The organism is Rhodococcus sp. 05-2254-2, from assembly GCF_002259095.1.
In the GTDB taxonomy this organism is placed as follows: domain Bacteria; phylum Actinomycetota; class Actinomycetes; order Mycobacteriales; family Mycobacteriaceae; genus Rhodococcoides.
On sequence record NZ_NOZJ01000003.1, the window covers coordinates 185835 to 207631 of the forward strand.

General features: G+C 66.5%; 1 protein-coding gene. It reads left to right on the forward strand.

What is annotated here, in order from left to right; translation table 11 throughout:
- The first annotated feature begins 27 nt into the window (after positions 1-27).
- On the forward strand, positions 28-21786 hold the full coding sequence (locus CH283_RS05475) for a non-ribosomal peptide synthetase (RefSeq protein WP_094639124.1): 21759 nt from the start codon (positions 28-30) through the stop codon (positions 21784-21786).
- The last annotated feature ends 11 nt before the right edge of the window (positions 21787-21797 follow it).

Here is a 21797-nt window from a genome sequence, read left to right on the forward strand (position 1 = left end):
CGTGGATCGATCAGGAGGAAAAGGTAGATGGCGGTAGGACGTCGAAGCGATGCAGCTCTGACGGTCGAGGACCTTCCGCGCTTGGTTCGGAGCGTCGCAGCGGTCGAACCCGACCGCGTAGCGCTCACGCACCTCGGTACGGAACTGACCTACGCCCGCCTGGACGAGGAGATCACCACCCTCGATGCGGCCATGGGGGGCGTCCTCGGCCCCGACGCGCTGGTTCCGGTCGTGTTGTCCAACACGCTTGCAGGCCTCATCGAGGCCACCGAGGGTGGTCTGGACGCGGTCGTGTCCACCGTCGTCGCGGATGCGGTGTCGGTTCTCGGCGACGACGAGTCGACGTCGAGCTCCGCCCATCCCGAAGCCGCCACGCTGTACGCGCTGTTCGCCGATCAGGCCGAGCGCACCCCGGACGCACCTGCCCTCGTCTTCGGCGACGACACGCGAACCTACGCCGAGTTCGCCGCCTCGGTGGAGCGTCTCGCCCGCGTGCTGATCGCACGGGGAGTCGGCCCCGATTCAGCGGTGGGACTGTCGATCCGCCGATCGTTCGATCTGCTGGTGGGTATGTACGCCGTCTCCGCAGCAGGCGGAGCCTACGTGCCGTTGGACCCGGATCATCCGGTCGACCGACTCGGCTACGTTCTCGACATCGCGACACCTGTCCTGGTCCTGACGACCACGAACGACCTACCGCAGTTGCCCGACGGCACCGCCACCGTTCTCGTCGACGAGCTCGACCTGACCGATGTGCCGGAAGGACGGATCACCGATGCGGATCGGCTCTCCGCCCTGACCGAGGACGATCTCGCCTACGTCATCTTCACCTCCGGTTCGACGGGACGTCCGAAGGGTGTCGCGGTGAGCCACCGGGCCATCGTCGCCAACATCTCCTGGCGGCAGCGGGAGTACGCGATGAGTGCTGCCGACGTCGTGTTGCAGAAGACTCCGTTCACGTTCGACGTATCGGTGTGGGAGTTCTTCTGGCCGTTGCAGATCGGTGCCACGCTCGTGATCGCCGAGCCCGAGGGGCACCGCGACCCCGCCTACCTCGCCCGCGTCATCGGCGAGCGGGGCGTGAGCGTGACACACTTCGTGCCCTCCATGCTCTCGGTGTACGTCGCCGAACCCACTGCTGTGCAGGCTGATTCGCTTCGGATGGTGTTCGCCTCCGGCGAGGCGCTCCCGGCGCGCACCGTCAACGCGTTCCACGAGATCTCGAACGCGGAACTGCACAACCTGTACGGTCCCACCGAAGCGGCCGTCGACGTCACGTACTACCGAACCCAGCAGGTGGAAGAAGCCTCGGTTCCCATCGGCGCTGCAGTCGACGACACCGATCTGTACGTGCTCGACGAAGGACTGCGGCGATCGCCCCGTGGAGTCGAGGGTGAGCTCTATCTGGCGGGCGTGCAGCTCGCTCGCGGATACCTCGGACGCACCGACCTGACAGCCGATCGGTTCGTGGCCGACCCCTTCGGTGAGCCGGGTGACCGCATGTACCGCACCGGCGACCTGGTGCGTCGACGCGGCGACGGCCTCATCGAGTACATCGGGCGCACCGACTTCCAGGTCAAGCTGCGCGGTCTGCGTATCGAGCTGGGCGAAATCGAATCGGCCCTGCTCGCCGAGCCTGAGGTGACCCAGGCGGCTGTACTGCTTCATTCGTCGGAGCAGTCGGAACAACAGCTCGTCGGCTACGTCGTCAGTACCGATCCCGATCTCGACCACGACGGCCTCGCGGACGCGGTGAGACGCCGCATGCCCGAGTACATGGTGCCGTCGGTGTTCGTCGTCCTGGACGAGTTTCCGCTGAACGCCAGCGGAAAGCTCGACCGAAAAGCGTTGCCCGCGCCCGATTTCGCGTCCCTGGCGCGGGAATACCGCGCACCGAGCACGGAGACCGAGTCGGCATTGGTCGCGATCTTCGAGACCGTGCTCGGCCTCGACCGCATCGGCGTCGACGACGACTTCTTCGCACTCGGCGGCAACTCGCTCAACGCCACCCGCGTGATCGCGCGGGTCAACGCCGAGCTGGGCACTGCGGTGGATGTGCGGTCGTTCTTCGACGCACCGACCGTCGCCGAACTGGCCGCCGCAGTCGACGCCGCAGGCTCGACGCACGCGCGACCGGCGTTGGTTGCGCAGCAGCGGCCCGAACGTGTGCCGCTGTCGCTTGCCCAACAACGGATGTGGTTCCTCAACCGATTCGAGCCGGACTCGGCTGTCAACAACATCCCGGTCGCCATCGCGTTGAGTGGAGAACTCGACTTCACGGCCCTGCAGTCGGCCTTGGTCGACGTGTTGGATCGGCACGAGTCACTGCGGACGGTCTACCCAGACCACGACGGTGTCGGCTTCCAGCAAGTACTCGAATCCGATTCGGTGGCAGTAGAACTGGAGCGAGCGACGGCAACCGAGGCCGACGTGCCCGCCGTGCTGCTCGAGTTCGCACTCAGGCCCTTCGATCTGGCGATACAGCTGCCGTTCCGCGCAGTGCTTCTCGAGACGTCCGAGACCGAGCACGTGCTCGCGTTCGTGGTACACCACATCGCGGCCGACGGATTCTCGATGGGCCCGCTGACCCGAGACGTGGTGGCGGCCTACGTTGCCCGCACCAACGGGCAGGAACCACAATGGACTCCGCTCGAGGTGCAGTACGCCGACTTCACGCTGTGGCAGAGGGCCGTCCTCGGTGGCCAGGACGATCCGGATTCATTGATCTCGGCGCAGGAGAACTACTGGCGGCACCAACTCGGTGGTGCTCCCGACCAATTGGAGCTACCCACCGATCGTCCACGCCCGGCCGTCGCCACGACCAACGGCGGTACACACACGTTCGAGATCGACGCCGAACTCGTCCGCGAGCTGGAGAATCTCGGAAGAGACCACAACGCAACCACGTTCATGGTCGTGCACGCCGCACTGGCCGTGCTGTTGGCCAAGCTCGCGGCCGCCGACGACATCAGTATCGGTACTCCGGTCGCCGGCCGTGGTGATGCGGCCCTCGACGACGTCGTCGGGATGTTCGTCAACACACTGGTGCTGCGCACCGAAGTCGATCCACGGACGTCGTTCGACGATCTGCTGCGCGAGATCCGTGAGGTGGATCTCGCCGCGTTCTCGCACGCCGAGGTGCCGTTCGAGCGTCTGGTGGACGTGTTGGCCCCGGTGCGCTCGCAGGCACGGCACCCGCTGTTCCAGGTGATGTTGACGTTCCAGAACCTGGACCGAACCTCGGTGGAACTCCCCGGCCTGACCATCGCGGCGGTCGACTACGAGGCAGACCTGGCGAAGTTCGATCTGCAGGTGACGCTGTGGGATTCGGCTCCGGCCGGCTCCGAGCCCGCGGGCCTGACCGTCGCCCTGACCTATGCCGCGGACCTCTTCGACAAATCGACGATGGCCCGATTCGGAGAACGGTTCGTTCGTGTTCTTCGTGCGATCACCGCAGCGCCCGCCGCAGCCGTCGGCGAGATCGACCTGCTCGACTCGGTCGAGCGCACGTCGGTGCTGGCGTTCGGTGCGGGGCCGGCGCACGAGATCCCCGGCGGGACAACATTGGTGGGGCAGTTCGACGCTCGCGTCGAGCAGACCCCCGACGCTCAGGCCCTGGTGTTCGAGGACATGCGGCTGACGTACGCCGAGCTCGACGCGCGCGCGAATCGCCTGGCGCGATACCTGTTGTCCGTGGGCGTCGGCACCGATTCGACGGTCGGCCTCGCGGTCGGTCGCAGTATCGAGTTGCTGGTCGGCATGTACGCGATCGTCAAGGCCGGTGCCGCGTACGTACCCATCGACCCGAGTCAGCCGTCGGAGCGCAACGAGTACATCGTGAGCACGGCCTCGCCGGTGCGGGTGCTCTCGAGCACTCGAGACCACGTCGAGTTCCCGGGTGTGGAGACGGTGGACATCGACACCGTGGACGTGTCGGAATCCTCGTCGGCACCGGTGACCGATGCGGAGCGGACGGCACCGCTGCGGGCAGAGAACCTCGCATACGTCATCTTCACCTCGGGTTCGACGGGTCGCCCGAAGGGCGTCGGCGTATCGCACGCGGCGATCGTCAACCGCTTGTCGTGGATGCAGCACGAGTATCCGCTCGGTCCGCAGGATGTGGTGGTGCAGAAGACGCCTGCGACGTTCGACGTGTCGGTGTGGGAGTTCTTCTGGGCGTTCCAGGTCGGCGCATCGGTGGTCGTCGCGGTTCCCGAGGGTCATCGGGATCCGTCGTACCTGCTCGATGTCATTGCACGCGAACATGTTTCGGTGGTGCACTTCGTGCCGTCGATGATGTCGGTGTTCGCACCCGAGGCACAGCGCAGGCCGGAGGCGGGAGAGTCGCTGCGTACGGTGTTCGCCTCGGGGGAGGCACTTGCGCCCGCTACTGCACATTCGTTGCGCCGCGCGCTCCCACAGGTGTCGGTGCACAACCTGTACGGCCCGACCGAAGCTGCCGTCGACGTGACCTATCACGCGGTCTCCGACGCGGACACCGCGGTGGTGCCGATCGGCTCACCGGTGTGGAATACCGCTGTGCGCGTTCTCGATTCGTCGTTGCGGCCGGTTCCGGTCGGGGTGTCGGGAGAGCTCTATCTCTCGGGTGTCCAGCTCGCCAGGGGATACGTGAGCCGACCCGATCTGACCGCGGATCGCTTCGTCGCCGATCCGTTCGCAGTCGACGGTGAGCGGATGTACCGAACCGGCGACGTGGTGCGGTGGCTGCCCGCCGGTGAACTGGAGTACGTGGGCCGGTCCGACTTCCAGGTGAAGTTGCGTGGCCTGCGTATCGAACTCGGCGAAATCGAATCGGCTCTGTTGGATCTGTCCGAGATCGCTCAGGCCGTGGTGCTCGTGCGACGAGAGCAACTGGTCGCCTACGTCGTCCCCACCGATGGCCCGGTCGAGGTGGACCGGATACGCACCGCGCTACGTGGACGTCTGGCCGAGTACATGGTGCCGTCCACCGTGGTGGAACTGACCGAGTTTCCGCTCGGCGGAAGCGGCAAGCTCGATCGAAAAGCACTGCCCGATCCGGAATTCGAGGCGACGCCCTACCGAGCACCGAGCAATCCGGTCGAAGAGATCGTCGCGACGGTGTTCGGAGCCGTCCTCGGACTCGACCGAGTCGGTGTGGACGACGATTTCTTCGCCCTCGGCGGCAACTCACTGGTCGCCACTCAGGTCGCCGCACGACTCGGTGCCGAACTGGGTACCACGGTGCCCGTCCGAACGATGTTCGAGGCAGGCACGGTGGCAGCCTTGGCTGCTGCGTTGGAAAGCCACGTCGGCCACGGAGCATCCGCGCCTCTGGTGGCGCAGGAACGCCCCGAACGCATTCCGCTCTCTCTCGCCCAGCAGCGTATGTGGTTCCTCAACCGATTCGAGCCCGAATCGGCGGTCAACAACATCCCCGTGGCGATCCGGCTCACCGGAGCACTCGACACCGCGGCCCTGAACGCGGCGGTCGTCGACGTTCTCGACCGGCACGAAGCACTGCGCACCGTATACCCGAGTGTGGACGGAGCGGGGCACCAGGTGATCCTGCCTGCCGAATCGGTGGCACCGGACCTGACGCCCACCACACCGTCCGCCTACGGTGCGGTGGCCGACCTGATCGCTTTCGCCTCCGAGGGATTCGACGTCACCCAGTCGATTCCCCTGCGCGCCAAATTGTTCCGGGTCACCGACGACGAGTACGTGCTGGTCGTCGTGGTTCACCACATCAGTGCGGACGGGTGGTCCATGGGGCCGCTGACCCGCGACGTGATGACGGCTTACCTCGCTCGTGTGGCCGGCGAGGCTCCGCAGTGGACGCCGCTGTCGGTTCAGTACGCCGACTTCGCGCTGTGGCAGCGCGCCGTGCTCGGCGACGACGCGGACCCGAGCAGCCTGATGGCAGCACAGGCGAACTACTGGCGTTCGGCCCTGGCGGACCTGCCCAGTGAGCTGACCCTGCCGTACGACCGGCCGCGTCCTGCGGTCCAGTCGTACTCGGGCGGGCGATTCCAGTTCGACATCGATGCGGATCTGCGCGCCTCGCTCGACGATCTGGCCCGGTCGACCGGAACCACATTGTTCATGGTGCTCCACGGTGCGCTCGCGCTGTTCCTGGCTCGCATGTCCACCTCGGACGACGTCGCGGTGGGTACCGCCGTCGCAGGCCGCGGCGAGGCCGTCCTGGACGACGTGATCGGCATGTTCGTCAACACCCTGGTGCTCCGCACCTCGGTCGATCGAAGCAAGGGATTCACCGACCTCCTCGGCCACGTTCGGGACGTCGACCTCGATGCGTTCGCACACGCGGACATCCCCTTCGAGCGGCTCGTCGATCTGCTCGAACCCGAGCGCACGACGGCCAGACATCCGCTGTTCCAGGTGGCGATCGCGTTCGAGAACCTGCCACCGAGCGAATTCCAGCTACCCGGTCTGACGGTCTCGGCGGTCGACGTCGAGGTCGACACCGCCAAGTTCGACCTGTCGTTGACGCTGCACGAGAAGTCCGACGGCACCGGTCTGTCCGCCGGTTTCCTCTACGCGCGAGACCTGTTCGACGAGAACACGATCGAGGTCTTCTCGCGTCGTTTCCGTTGGCTGCTCGAAGCGATCGTGGCGACACCGAACACCCCGGTGGGCGATCTGTCCATCCTCTACGACGACGAGTACGACCGGCTCACCCACGTCCACGGCGACGACGTGTTGGCCGGCGGCACTCTGGCCGAGATCTTCGCTGCCGGAGCCGCACTCGACCCGTCGGCGACCGCGATACGCTACGAGGGCCGCTCGATCTCGTACGCCGAACTTGATGCGACGTCCTCGCAGCTCGCCCGGGTGCTCATCGAGCGCGGGGCCGGACCCGAATCCGTTGTGGCGCTGGGATTCCAGCGCTCCTACTTCATGGTGCTCGCGGTCTGGGCAGTGGCCAAATCCGGGGCTGCGCACCTACCCGTCGACCCGACGTACCCGCAGGATCGCATCGCTCACATGGTCTCGGACTCCGAGGCCGTACTCGGGCTGACCGCCCGGGCGCATTCGGATCGGCTCGCCGGCGGACAGCAGGATCCGGTCTGGCTGAGCGTCGACGACGAGGAGTTCGTGGCCGAGGTCCGCACCCGCTCTGCCGAGCCGGTCACCGACGCCGACCGCCTGCGACCCGTCACGTTCCAGAACCCCGCCTACGTCATCTACACCTCGGGCTCGACGGGCAAGCCGAAGGGCGTCGTCGTCACGCACGCCGGACTCGGCGGCGTCCTCGACGCAGCAACCGATCTTTATCACCTGAAACCGGCCTCGAGGTTCCTGCACGTCTGCTCGCCGAACTTCGATCCGTCGGTTCTGGAGTGGATGGCGGCGTTCTCCGTCGGCGCGACGTTGGTCGTCGTACCGGCATCGATTCTCGGCGGCACCGAACTGGCCGAACTGCTGAAGGCGGAGAGGGTCACTCATACGATCATCACGCCTGCGGTACTCGGCACGATGGATCCCCACGGGATCGATTCGCTCGAGGTCCTCTCGGTGGGCGGCGACGTGACCACTCCCGAACTGCTGGCCCGATGGGCAGGGGATCGGAAGTACTTCAACGGGTACGGACCGACCGAGACGACGATCATCTCCAGCTTCGCCGAGTTGACGCCGGGCGAACCGATCACCATCGGTAGACCGATTCACGGCATGTCCGTGCTCATCCTCGATTCCCGACTCGAACCGGTTCCGACCGGTGTCGCGGGTGACCTCTATCTGTCGGGTGGTGCGCTCGCTCGCGGCTATCTCGGTAGGCCCGGTCTGTCGTCCGAGCGCTTCGTGGCCAACCCGTACGGCATCGACGGCGCACGGATGTACCGCACCGGCGACGTGGTGCGATGGACCGACGACCTACAGCTGCAGTTCGTCGGCCGCACCGACTTTCAGGTCAAGGTGCGCGGCTTCCGTATCGAGCTCGGCGAGATCGATTCCGCGCTCACCGCCGTTCCCGAGGTCGACTTCGCCGTCACCGTAGGTCACGAACTGCCCTCGGGCGTCACGACCCTCGTGTCGTACGTTCTGCCGACGCGCGGTTCCGTCGTCGACGTCGACGAGTTGACCGCATTCGTCGGAAAATCACTGCCGGCCTACATGATTCCGTCGTCGATCATCGTGCTCGACACCGTTCCGCTGACCCCTGTCGGCAAGTTGGATCGCGCCGCACTTCCCGCACCGGTGTTCGAGGCCCGTGAATTCCGAGCACCCACCACCGCGGTCGAAGAGATCGTCGCCGGAGTGTTCGCCGACGTCCTGCACATCGATCGAGTGGGACTGGACGACGACTTCTTCGCCCTCGGCGGTAATTCGTTGATCGCAACCCAGGTGGTCTCGCGACTCGGCGCGGCCCTGGACACCGTCGTGCCGGTGCGCGCGCTGTTCGAGAGCTCGACCGTCGCCGCGCTGGTGGCGCACGTGGAGAGCGCTGTCGGTTCGGGCGGTCGAGCTGCACTCGTGGCGGGTCCGCGTCCCGAGCGCCCGCCGCTCTCGCCGGCGCAGCAGCGGTACTGGTTCCTCAACCAGTTCGACACGACGTCGTCGGTGGACAACATTCCGTTCGCCGTGCGGTTGTCCGGCGAGCTCGACGTCGCTGCGCTGCAGTCGGCGGTACGCGACGTCGTCGAACGCCACGAGTCTCTTCGTACCCGGTACCCGGACTCGGCGCAGGGTCCGTTCCAGCAGGTGCTCCCGGCGTCCGAGGTGCCGATGGGCCTCGCCGTCCGCGACGTGGCTGGTACGAATGTCGTTGCGGCAGTTACGGAGTTCTTCGGGCGCGGCTTCGATGTCACCGTCGAGGTACCGGTCGACGCGCGTGTGTTCCGCGTCGAGGAGAACGAGCACGTCTTGGCCTTCGTCGTCCACCACGTGTCGGCCGACGGAGCGTCGATGGGCCCGCTGGCCGTCGACGTCATGACCGCGTACACCGCGAGATCTGCAGGGTCGGCGCCGGACTGGGAGCCGCTCGACGTGCAGTACGTCGACTTCGCGTTGTGGCAGCGAACCGTCCTCGGTTCCGAATCGGATCCCGATTCGGTGGCAGCGCAGCAGGTGTCGTTCTGGAAAGATGCGCTCGCCGAGCTGCCGGATCAACTGGTACTGCCTACCGATCGCCCCCGCCCGCCTGCGCAGAGTTTCCGCGGCGACGCCGTGCGGTTCACCGTCGACGCCGACACGCACGCCGCTCTCGCCGAACTCGGACGTACCGAGCAGGCAACGTTGTTCATGGTGGTGCACTCGGCATTCGCGGTATTGCTCGCGCGCTTGTCCGGTTCCGAGGACATCGCCGTCGGAACGCCCATCGCCGGGCGTGGCGAGCGGGCTCTCGATTCGATGATCGGGATGTTCGTCAACACTCTCGTCTTCCGGTCGACCGTCGAATCGTCGATGACCTTCCGCCAGTTGCTCGCCCAGGCCCGTGAGCGGGACCTGGCCGCATTCGCGCACTCCGACGTTCCGTTCGAGCGTCTCGTGGAGGTGCTGAACCCGGTACGGTCCACGGCGCGCAACCCCTTGTTCCAGGTGGGCCTGTCCTTCCAGAACCTCGCCGAGTCGACGTTCGAGTTGCCGGGTCTGACGGTGAGCGCCGTCGAGGCGGTCGCAGTGACAGCGAAAACCGATCTGCAACTGTCGATCTCGGATCGTTACGACCAGGACGGCTCGCCTGCGGAACTGTCGGCCGAGTTCAGTTACGCCACCGATCTCTTCGATCGCGCCACGGTGGAGACTTTTGCCGATCGGTTCGTTCGCCTCCTTGCCGCAGTGGCCGAGGATCCCTCGGCCGTCATCGGCGATCTCGCCCTGCTCTCGCCCGAGGAGCACACCAGGATCGTGCGCACGTGGAACGACACCGATCACGATGTCGATGCGTCGCAGACCCTGGTATCGCTGTTCGACCGACAGGTGCAGGCGCAGCCCGACGCCATCGCGGTGGTCCATGCGGGAGAATCGCTGTCGTACGCCGAGTTCGATCGTCGAATCAACCGGTTGGCTCGCGTCCTGATCGGTGCAGGCGTCGGCCCGCAGGTGACGGTTGCCCTGGCGATCAGGCGCTCGGTGGATCTGCTCGTGGCGATGTACGCCGTCGCCAAGGCAGGCGGGGCGTACGTACCCATCGACCCGGATCAGCCGGCGGACCGCAACGCCTACATTCTCGAGGTGGCCGCTCCCGCTCTGATTTTGAGCACGTCGCGTGACGATGTCGACGTCGAGTCGATTCCGGTTCTGCTGGTCGACACCGATCCTCGACTGCTGGGTGCCGAGGTCTCGGACGCGCCCGTCACCGACAGCGAGCGCACCTCGCCGCTGCGGCCTGCGAACACCGCGTACGTCATCTTCACGTCCGGATCCACCGGTCGCCCCAAGGGCGTCGCGGTCGGTCACGCTGCCATCGTCAACCAGCTGCTGTGGCAGAGCGCCCATTACGGGCTGGGTAACACGGACCGGGTACTGCTCAAGACCGCCGCCACCTTCGACCTGTCCGTGTGGGAGTTCTGGGTCGCCACCGTCTCCGGTGGTGCGATCGTGGTCGCCGACGCCGAGGGCCACCGCGATCCCGCCTATCTGGTCGATCTGATGAACCGGGAATCGGTGACGACACTGCACACCGTGCCGTCCGTGCTCGACGCATTGGTCACGGCGTCGGCGGGAGTCCTACCCCGGAATCTGACACGGATCCTGGCGATCGGCGAGGCGCTGCCGGTCGCGACGGCCGAGCGCGCTCTACGCAGTTCTGCTGCGCGACTGGACAACTTGTACGGACCGACCGAGGCAGCGGTCTCGGTGACCGCGCATCGAGTGACGACCGTCGACGGCACCACTGTTCCCATCGGCGGCCCGGAGTGGAATACCCGTGTCTACGTGCTGGACTCGCGTCTGGCTCCCGTTCCGGTCGGCGTCGCCGGCGAGCTCTACCTCGCGGGTGCGCAGCTGGCCGACGGTTACTTCGCGCGGCCGGATCTGAGCGCCGAGCGTTTCGTCGCGGACCCGTTCACCCCAGGTGGCCGCCTGTACCGCACCGGTGACCTCGTGTCCTGGCGCGCCGACGGCGAACTGGAGTACGTCGGCCGTACCGACTTCCAGGTCAAGATTCGCGGTTTCCGTATCGAACTCGGCGACATCGATGCCGCTCTCGGAACGCTCGACGAGATTCGTGACGTCGCCGTGATCGCTCTCGCGGACACAGGATCGGGCGCACGGCTCGTGGCCTACGTCGTGCCGACAGTCGGTGCCACGGTGGACGCCGACACCTTGCGCACAGCTCTCTTGGGTCTGCTGCCGTCGTACATGGTTCCGTCGGCTTTCGTGATTCTCGATGCGTTGCCCCGCAACACGAACGGGAAGCTGGACCGACAGGCGTTGCCGGAACCGCAGTTCGAGACAGCCGAGTTCCGCGCACCGACCAACCCGGTGGAAGAGGCCGTCGCGGCGGTGTTCGCCGAGGTGCTCTCGGTGGAGCGGGTCGGTCTGGACGACGACTTCTTCGCGCTCGGCGGTAACTCTTTGATCGCCACCCAGGTGGTCTCCCGGCTGGGTGCGGCGCTCGATACGCAGGTGCCGGTTCGCTCGATCTTCGAGTCTCCGACGGTGCAGACGCTCGCACGCGCCATCGAGTCCGAGGTGGGTACCGGTGCGCGCCGGGCACTGACGGCTCGAACACGACCGGACACGGTGCCGCTGTCGATGGCCCAGCAGCGCATGTGGTTCCTGAGCCAGTTCGATCCGACGTCCGCCGTGAACAACATCCCGGTCGCAATTCGGTTGTTCGGCAGCGTCGATGTCGATGCACTCGTCAGCGCCGTGCACGACGTGCTGGCGCGCCACGAAATTCTGCGCACCGTGTACCCGGAGGTCGACGGGCGAGGCCAGCAGGTTGTGCTCGGTACCGCGGAGTCCGGCGTGACGGTTGTCGTCGACGACGTGGACGAGAGTTCGATCGAGCAGTCCCTGCGCGAATTCGTGTCCACGGGATTCGATGTGACCCGAGGGGTTCCGGTGCGAATCCGGATCCTGCGGGTCAGCGAGACCGAGCACGTATTGGCATTCGTCGCCCACCACATCGCCGCGGACGGGTTCTCGATGGGACCCCTGACGCGCGACGTCATGGTGGCCTACACCGCCCGTGCCGCGGGGGAGAGCCCCCAGTGGGCTCCACTTCCGGTGCAGTACGCGGACTACGCGCTCTGGCAACGCGAGGTACTCGGTTCCGAGGACGACTCCGATTCGCCGTTGGCGAAGCAGCTCGCCTACTGGACATCGGCTCTGGCCGGTGCCCCGGCGCAGCTCGACCTCGCGACCGACCGGCCGCGCCCGGCGGTGGCGTCGTATCGCGGTGCGGCATACAACTTCTCGATCGACTCGACCCTGCAGTCGAACATCGCTCGGGCCGCCCGGGCCGGAAACGCCACGAATTTCATGGTGGTGCACACCGCGCTCGCGGTGCTCCTCGGAGCGATGGCGGGAACCGACGACGTGACGATCGGAACCCCGGTCGCCGGCCGCGGTGACGCAGATCTGGACGAGCTCGTCGGCATGTTCGTCAACACGCTCGCCCTCCGTACCGCGATGAACCCCGCGGCAACGTTGCGCGAGCAACTCGCCGCGGTTCGTGAGGCCGACCTGGGTGCCTTCGGGCACGCCGACGTGCCGTTCGAGCGGCTCGTCGACGAGCTGGCCCCGGACCGCTCTCAGGCTCGTCACCCGATCTTCCAGGTCATGTTGACGTTCCAGAACCTGAACCGTCAGACGTTGGCCCTGCCCGGTCTGAGCGTCGAGGGAATCGATCTCGGCAGCGCCTTCGCAAAGTTCGACCTGCAGGTGACGCTGTGGGAGAACGTCGACCGATCCGGCGCTCCAGCCGGCATCGACGTCCAATTCGACTACGCCACCGATCTTTTCGACGAGTCCAGCATGGCGTCTCTCGGGCGACGGCTCGTCCGGGTTCTGCACGCGCTCACCGAGGCACCGGACGCAGTCGTCGGCGACATCGACATCCTCGAGGAGGGCGAACGCACTCGCGTCCTCGAGGAATGGAACGCCACCGCGCACGAGGTGGATCCCGGCGCAACTCTGGTGTCGCTGTTCGAGGCCCGAGTTGCGGCGTCTCCGGACAACATCGCCACGAGCTTCGCCGACGATCGAGTGACGTACCGCGAATTCGCCGAGCGGGTCAACGCGCTCGCGCGTCTGCTCATCGCCGAGGGAGTCGGCCCGGAAACCGTGGTGGCCACGGCCATGCGCCGCTCGATCGACATGCTGACGGGTATCTACGCCGTGCTCGCCGCCGGTGGTGCCTACGTCCCGGTCGACCCGGATCTGCCGGCCGAACGGATCGGCTACATCCTGGACACGGCGGCACCGGTGGTGTTGCTCACGACCGAGCACGACGGCACATCTCTCGAGACCGACGCCGCCAGGATCCTGGTCGACACCGTCGACACGACAGGTCTGTCCACGGCACCGGTGACCGATGCCGAGCGAACCGCACCGCTGCGGCCGGCGGACACCGCGTACGTCATCTTCACCTCCGGCTCCACCGGTCGCCCCAAAGGCGTTGCGGTCAGCCACGAGGCCATCGTCAACCGTCTGCTGTGGATGCAGGACGAATACCGTCTCACCGAGCAGGACAAGGTGTTGCAGAAGACGCCGGTCACGTTCGACGTATCGGTCTGGGAACTGTTCTGGCCGTTGCAGATCGGAGCCGAACTCGTCATCGCGGTGCCCGACGGCCACCGAGACCCGGCATACCTGGTGAGCACCGTCGCCGAACGCGGCATCACGGTCGCGCACTTCGTCCCGTCGCTGTTGGCCGTGTTCGCCGCCGCGGACGGTGTCTCGAACTGCACCGGCCTGCGTGCGGTGTTCGCGTCCGGTGAGGCGCTGCCCGCATCGGTGGCGGCTGCCCTGCGTACTGCTCTGCCCGCAACCGAACTGCACAACCTGTACGGACCGACCGAGGCCGCAGTCGACGTCACCTACCACCGCGTCAAGCCGACCGACATCGCGTCGGTCCCCATCGGTGCTCCGGTCTGGAACACCCGAGTCACCGTGCTCGATGCACGCCTGCACCCGGTTCCGGTCGGGGTACCCGGGGAGCTGTATCTCGCAGGGCGGCAACTGGCCCGCGGATACCTCGGCCGTCCGGACCTCACCGCCGACCGGTTCGTCGCCGACCCGCACGGCAGTGCCGGTTCGCGGATGTATCGCACCGGAGACCTGGTTCGCTGGAACGCAGACGGCGAGCTCGAGTACCTCGGCCGCACCGACTTCCAGGTCAAACTGCGAGGCCTGCGGATCGAGCTCGGCGAAATCGAAGCCGCGTTGACCGCAGATCCGTCGGTCGACCAAGCCGTGGTTCTCGTGCGCAGGACGCCGTCGGCAGGTGAACTACTGGTCGGGTACGTCGTTCCTGTCGCCGGGGAGACGATCGACACCGCAGCGGTCACCACCTCGGTTGCCACCCTGGTTCCGGAGTACATGGTGCCGGCCGGGCTCATAGTGCTCGATGCCCTCCCCCTCGGGCCGAACGGCAAGCTGGACCGCAGAGCGCTACCCGAACCGGAATTCGGCAGCGATGCCGAATTCCGTACGGCGACAACCGACACCGAACGCGTCATTGCCGAGGTCTTCGCAGACGTTCTCGGCCTCGACACCGTGGGCGTCGACGATTCGTTCTTCGCGCTCGGCGGCGACAGCATCGTCTCCATTCAGTTGGTCTCTCGCGCCAAGGCGAGAGGAATCCAGTTCGGCCCACGAGATGTGTTCGAGCGCAAGACCGTTGCCGGGCTGGCCGAGGTGGCTGTCATCGTCGGTGAGGGCAGTGACGCGGTCGTGCTCGAGGAACTCGACGGCGCCGGCGTCGGCTGGATGCCGCTACCCCCGTTCGGTGTGGCGATGATCGAGCGCGGCGGAGGCTGGTCGCGGTTCCATCAGGCCGTCACACTGGAGCTGCCGCTCGGCATCGACCGAGCGGGGATTCTCGCCACGGTCAACGCAGTGGTCGATCGACACGACGTGCTGCGCTCGACCCTGGTGCACGACGACCGGGGCTGGGGTCTGGATGTTGCGGGCGCCGGTGCCGTCGACGTGGATGCGTTGCTCGTCCGGGCCGATACCGATTCGGCTGCAACAGTATTCGACGGTGCAGTCGGAACGCTCGACCCCACGGCCGGGCGCATGCTCGCCCTCGTCTGGGTCGATCGAGGACCCGAGGAAGCGGGCACGCTGACCGTCGCCGCGCACCACCTCGTGATCGACGGAGTGTCGTGGCGAATTCTGGTCCCCGACTTCGTCTCCGCCTGGGCTCAGGTGTCCGGGGGAGTGGACCCGAGCCTGCCCGAGGTCGGAACCTCGATGCGGCGGTGGACCCATGCATTGGTCGACGCGGCAGCGAGCGAAGCGCGGCTGGCCGAGTTGCCGTTGTGGCGCTCGATCGCCGACACCGAGGATCCCGTGCTGGGCGACCGACCTTTCGACCCCGCGGTCGACGTCGTCGCGACGCTCGAACGGGTGAACATCGAGCTGGCACCCGACGTCACGCGCACCTTGCTGACCACGGTTCCGGAGATCTTCCGCGGCGGTGTGGGCGACGGGTTGCTGGCCGGACTCGCTCTGGCCGTCACGAGACTGCGATCCGAGCGCGGCGTCACCGCACCGGCGACACTGGTGCAGCTCGAAGGCCACGGCCGTGAGGAAGCGGTGGTTCCCGGAGCCGATCTGGGACGCACCGTCGGCTGGCTGACCAGCCTGTTCCCCGTCCGCCTCGACCTGACCGGAATCGACGTCGACGCTGCGTTCGCGGGTGGACCGCAGCTCGGCGACGCCGTCAAGGCCGTCAAGGAACAGATGCTGGCGCTGCCAGATCGAGGCATGGGTTGGGGACTGCTCCGTTACCTGAACTCCGAGACAGCTGCGGAACTTGCGGAACTCGGGACCGGACAGATCAGCTTCAACTACCTGGGTCGCGTCGACACCGGCGAGGTCCCGGACGAGATGAAGTCGCTCGGCTGGTTGCCTGCCGCCCACGGTGAGCTCTCCGCGCCCGGTGATGCCGACATGGCCGCGAACAAGACGATCGACATCAACGCGATCGTGCTCGACACCGACGAGGGTGGGGTCCTGAGCGCGAGCGTCGCATTCCCCACCGGCGCCGTGTCCGCGGACACGGTCGAACGTCTCGCCGGGCTGTGGTCCGATGCATTGTCGGCACTGGCCACGTACGCCGAGGCACCCGGCTCGGGTGGCTTGACCCCGTCCGACGTTCCGCTCGTGCGGCTCTCACAGCCCGACATCTCGTCGTTCGAGGCGCGGTACCCGGAGCTGACGGACATCTGGTCGCTGTCGCCGCTGCAGCAGGGATTGCTCTTTCACGCACTGTTCGCGGACGCGTCGATCGACGTCTACACCATGCAGGTCGTACTCGACCTGGCCGGCGAGGTGGACGCCGAACGGCTGCACCGCGCAGCGCAGACACTGCTGGATCGGTACGAGAATCTGCGTACCTCGTTCACCGCGACTGCGGGCGGCGAGACTGTGCAGATCGTCCAGCAGAACGTTCGTCTGCCCTGGAACACACTCGATCTGTCTCAGCTCGACGGGCTCGAACGCGACGCTGCCGTAGCCGACGCACTGGCCGCGGATCAGCGACGACACTTCGACGTGTCCACGGCACCCCTGCTGCGGTTCCTGCTCGTCAGGATCACGCCGACCACGTACAAGCTCGCGATGACCAATCATCACGTGTTGCTCGACGGATGGTCGTTGCCGCTGGTGATGAAGGAACTGCTGTACCTGTATGCGGCGCAGAGCTCCACGGCGTCGATGCCTCGCGTGCGGTCGTACCGCTCGTATCTGGCGTGGCTCGATCGACAGGATCCGGCCGTATCGCTGAGCGCGTGGACCCGGGCACTGGACGGTGTCGAGGAACCGACCTTCGTCGCTCAGCCGAGCGTCGGACGAGAAATCTCGTCCAGATCGGCCGAGGCGGAGCGATTCGTCGATGCCGAGACCACCGCGTCGCTCGTTGCGCTCGGTGGCCGGCTCGGCGTCACCGTCAACACGCTGGTGCAAGCGGCATACGGACTGTTGATCGCACACATCACCGGCCGCACCGATGTCGTGTTCGGTGCCACGGTCTCCGGTCGTCCCGCTGCCCTTCCCGGCGTCGAGTCGATGATCGGGCTGTTCATCAACACCATCCCGGTGCGGGTGCGCTTCGATCCCGCCGACACGGTGGAGAACTACCTGGTCCGGATCCAGGGTGAACAAGCAGATCTTCTCGACCACCACCACGTGGGACTGGTCGACATCCAGCGGGCGATCGGCGTCGGCAATCTGTTCGACACCCTGACCATCTTCGAGTCCTACCCGGTGGACGAAGCACAACTGACACAACAGGCCGCGGCCATCGACGGCATGACCGTCGAGGGCGTGAGCTCCAACGACAACACCCACTATCCGCTGACGTTGCTGGTCGTGGCCGAGGATCGAATCTCGTTCACGCTCAAGTACATCAGCGATCTGTTCGACGCTGCGTACGTCGACTCCATTCTGTCCCGGCTGGTCGGTGTTCTCGAGACCTTCGTCTCCGACACCACTGCGGCGGTCGGCGATATCGATCTGCTCGGCTCGGCAGAACGAACTCGAGTGATCGAGACGTGGAACGACACCGCACACGATGTCGACGCAGGCGTCATGCTGACCGGGCAGTTCCGGGCGCGAGTGGCCGCGAACCCGGATGCTCCGGCAGTGGTGTTCGAGGACGCGACCGTCACGTATGCGGAGTTCTCGGACCGAGTGAATTGCCTCGCGCGACACCTGGTGTCTCTCGGTGTGGGGCCGCAGTCGCTCGTCGCACTCGGGATGCGGCGCGGAATCGACCTCATGGTCGGCATGTACGCCGTCCTCGAAGCCGGTGGTGCCTATGTGCCCATCGATCCGGACCACCCCGCGGATCGCATCGAATACATCCTCGACACAGCCGAGCCGGTGGTTGTGCTCTCCACCGGTCACGATCGGGAAGGTCTACCGGAGCGTTTCCCGATTCTCGAACTCGACACCGTCGATCTCACCGGGTACCCGAACGGTGTCTTGACCGACGCAGATCGACTGGCACCGGTGCGTCCTGGAAACACCGCCTACGTCATCTTCACCTCGGGCTCGACGGGACGCCCCAAGGGCGTGGCCGTGTCACACCGTGCCGTCGTCAACGAGATGGCCTGGATGGTGCACCAGTACTCGCTCGACGAGAACGACGTCTACTTGCAGAAGACCGCCACGACATTCGACGTGTCGCTGTGGGGCTTCTTCCTCCCACTCCAGGTCGGTGCGAGCGTCGTTCTCGCCACCCCCGACGGCCACCGCGACCCGGCGTACGTCGCCGATCGGATCGCTCGGCACAAGGTGACCGTCACGGACTTCGTACCGTCGATGCTCACGGTGTTCGCCGCGTACGCCACCGAGGACCAGTGCCGTTCGCTTCGGCATGTGTTCGTGGTCGGTGAAGCGCTTCCGCCGGAAACGGTGACCGACTTCCGTGCGATCACCTCTGCTGGGATCCACAACCTGTACGGACCCACCGAAGCTGCTGTGACAGTGACGTTCTGGGAGACCGAGCCGGAAGATGTATCGACGGTTCCGATCGGTGCGCCGGAATGGAACACCCAGGCCTACGTCCTCGACGGCAGGCTGCATCCAGTGGCCGCAGGGACCGCGGGTGAGCTGTATCTGGCGGGTACCCAGCTCGCCGACGGATATCTCGGCCGCGTCGACCTGACGATGGACCGCTTTGTCGCGAACCCGTTCTCGGCTGCCGGCGAGCGCATGTATCGCACCGGAGACCTCGTCCGATGGCGGTCGGGCCCCGACGCTGTGGGGGTACTCGAGTACATCGGGCGCACCGACTTCCAGGTCAAGTTCCGTGGCCAGCGGATCGAGCTCGGTGAGATCGAGACCGCGCTGTTGGCCCATCCCGACGTCAACCAAGCCACGGCCGTGGTGGCGACCACCGGTGCCGGCGACCAGCTCGTCGGATACGTGGTGCCTGCACCGGGCAGCACACTGGACCCGGCCGAGGTACGCACCTTCGTCGGCGGCGCACTGCCGAAGTACATGGTGCCGGCGACGGTGATGGTGCTCGCCGAATTCCCTCTGAACACCAGCGGCAAGCTGGACCGAAAAGCACTGCCGGAGCCGGTGTTCGAGGTTCGCGAGTTCCGTGCTCCGGCTACGCCGGTCGAGGAGATCGTGGCGGAGATCTACGCCGAGATGCTCGGCGTCCAGCGTGTCGGATCGGACGACGACTTCTTCGATCTCGGTGGTAACTCGCTGATCGCCACGCGAGTGGCGGCACGGGTGTCGGCGGCGCTCGGCAAGAAGGTCGGTGTTCGAGATCTGTTCGAGGCGTCGACCGTTGCCGCGCTCGCAGCTCGTGCCGAGTCGCGGATCGACGACGCGAACGATGTGCCGCTGCGCCGCCGACCGGCCGGCCAGACCGTGCCGTTGTCGCTCGCGCAACAGCGCATGTGGGTACTCAACCGACTCGACCCCGAGTCCGGGGCCTACAACATGCCGCTGGCGCTCCGTCTGCGAGGCGAGCTGGATGTCGCGGCACTGCAGACCGCCGTGTCCGGCACCGTGGAACGCCACGAGGCACTGCGCACGCGCTACCCGGAAGATGCGAACGGTTCGCCGTATCAGGAGTTCATCGACGCCGGATCGGTCGTACCCGATCTGACTCCGATCGACGCGACCGACGACTCCGACACCGCCGAACGGATTCGCGCACTCGTCTACCAGGGTTTCGACGTCACCGTCGCACCCCCGGTCCGGGGCGCACTGTTCCGGTTCGGTCCGGACGAGTACGTCTTCGTCATCGTGATGCACCACATCAGCGGAGACGGTGCATCGATGGCACCACTGGCTCGTGACGTCATGACCGCGTACCTCGCTGCCGCGTCGGGAACCGACTACACGCCCGAACCGCTGACGGTGCAGTACGCGGACTTCGCGGTCTGGCAGCGGCAGGTGCTGGGCTCGGACAGCGACCCCACGTCGATTCTGTCGCAGCAGTTGGCCTTCTGGGCGGACGAGCTCAGCGGGATCACCCCGGTCGTGTCGTTGCCGTGGGATCGGCCGCGTGCGGCTACCGCCAACCTGCGCGGAGCCAGTGTGAGTGTCGAGCTGGACGAGTCGGTACACACCGGGCTCGCGGCGATCGCGCGCGAGAACAACGCGACTCTGTTCATGGTGTTGCACGCGGTACTCGGGGTGCTTTTGTCGCGGATGAGTGGCTCCCGCAGCTTCGCCGTCGGCACGCCTATCGCCGGCCGCGGGCACGAGGCGCTCGACGGATTGGTCGGCATGTTCGTCAACACGCTGGCGCTGCGCACGGACGTGGACCCGGACGCGACGTTCGCAGAGCTGCTGACCGCTGTCCGCGAGACCGACCTGCGGGCCTTCGCGAATTCGGACGTGCCGTTCGAGCGGGTCGTCGACACCATCGCACCGGACCGGAACGCCGGGTACACCCCGCTGTTCCAGACGGTTCTGTCGGTGGAGCCCCACGGCGAGGCGCGGTTCGAATTGCCGAACCTGGTGGTCGAACCCGTCAGCGGCTTCGAGCCGACGGCGAAATTCGACCTGCAGGTCACGGTGGAGACCCAGCACGCCGACGGGAACAGCGGCACCGGAACCCTGAACGTCGAATGGGTGTATGCCGCCGACCTGTTCGACGAGTCCACGGTCGCCTCCTTGGCGGAACGATTCGCTCGTATCGCCGGTGCGGTAGCGGCAACACCAGCTGTCGTCGTCGGCGACATCGACGTGCTCGACGCCGCCGAGCGGGCCGCATCGACCGAGTCCCCGCAGGCCGCCGACTCCTATGTGGCACCGGTCCGGTCGGACCTGACCTTGCCGCAGGTACTCACCTCGGCGGTGGACGCAGATCCCGATGCGCCCGCGTTGTCGTCGGACGGAGTCGAGACCACCTATCGTCAGCTCGACGAGCAGTCGTCGAGGATGGCTCGGGTCCTGATCGAGCGTGGCGTCCGGCCCGGAGTCGTGGTCGGTGTCTCCGTCACCGGCGAGGTCGCGGCCGTCGTGACGCGGTGGGCGGTGGCCAAGGCAGGCGGAGCTGTGGCACCGATCAGCACATCGAACTCCTCCGACGTTCTGGAGCGGGCAGGCGCGTCCGTCCTCGTTCTGGACGGTGACGATGCGCCGAGCTCGGCCGGGCCCGCCACGACCGTCCACCTCGGGCAACCGGACGTGGTCGACGCCATTGCCGCGAGTTCTGCGCGGCCGGTGACGTATTCGGACCGAACGGCGGTTCTGGGACCCGATAGCCCAGCGTTGGTCTCGGTCGACGACGGCACCGTGATCGACCACGGAACACTCGCCGCACTGGCGACGAGCGCAGTGACGGAGTGGGCAGTGGCGTTCGATTCACGGCTGGCCGTTCCCACCCGGTTCGATTCCGCTGCAGCAGTTCTGGCCGGCGTGGTCGCCGTGACGGCAGGTGCAGCGCTGGTGACCGACCGGGGGGAGTCCGCCGAAGACGCCGCAGACATCGTGTCCGCAGAATGGGTGACCCATGCGTTCCTCGCCGCAGCAGACATCGCCGCAGTCGATCGACTGCAACCCGAGGACATCGAGGACCTCGTTGCGATCGTGTCGGTCGACGGTGACGGTGACGGTGACGGTGTCGAGATGAGCGGTGTCGACATTCCGGTGCATCGTCTGCCCGGGTCGTTGGGAACCGCCGACCGATAGGGTGAAGCGAA

Excerpts from the sequence above, each read along its gene's own strand:
- CH283_RS05475 (WP_094639124.1), top strand. The coding sequence starts at position 28 with ATGGCGGTAGGACGTCGAAGCGATGCAGCTCTGACGGTCGAGGACCTT.